At 76.9% G+C, this 766-nt stretch carries 1 pseudogene; it reads left to right on the forward strand.

The features are described 5' to 3' along the window. Positions 1–101: 101 nt before the first annotated feature. Positions 102–766 (forward strand): annotated as a pseudogene (locus E1193_RS31510) (MFS transporter); the annotation flags it as partial.

A 766-nucleotide genomic window follows, 5' to 3' on the forward strand; every position in this document is an offset into this window, starting at 1 on the left:
CGGCGGGGCGTGGGCAGGGCCGTGGGCGTGGGCAGGGCGCGGTCGGCCGAGCCGGGTGCGCAAGGATGGGCAGCACATCACCCCTTACCGCAGGAGCCTCGATGGCCGCGCACCTGACCGCACCAACCGCCCCGGTCGACGTCGCGCCGATCCAGCGGCGCACCCTCCGCCTGCTCTTCGGCACCCAGATCATCGGTGGTGTCGGCGTCACCATCGGGATCGCCGTCGGCGCGCTGCTCGCCGCCCGGATCGCCGGGACGGCGGTGGCCGGGCTCGCGCAGAGCGCCGCGGTGGTCGGCGCGGCGTTGCTCGCCGTCCCGGTCACCCGCGTGATCACCGGGTCCGGCCGCCGACCGGGGCTGGTGCTGGCGTACCTGACCGGCGCGGTCGGCGGGGTGCTGGTGGTGCTCGCCGCGGCGACCGGCTGGGTGCCGCTGCTCTTCCTCGGCATGCTGCTGTTCGGCGGCGGCACCGCGGCCAACCTCCAGGCCCGCTACGCGGCGGTGGACCTCGCCGAGCCGGCCAGGCGGGGCCGGCAGCTGTCGCTGATCGTCTGGGCCACCACCATCGGCGCGGTGGCCGCGCCGAACTTCGCCGCCCTCGCCGACCGGGTCACGCACCGTTGGGGGCTGCCGCCGCTGGCCGGGCCGTTCGCGTTCAGCGCGGTGGCGTTCGTGCTGGCCGCGGTCGTACTGATGCTTCTGTTGCGACCCGACCCGCTGCTCACCGCGCGCCGGCTCGTTGCGACCGGGGCCGGGGCCGGGGC

Origin of the sequence: Micromonospora sp. KC606, from assembly GCF_004348675.1 — a bacterium.
Lineage (GTDB): Bacteria > Actinomycetota > Actinomycetes > Mycobacteriales > Micromonosporaceae > Micromonospora.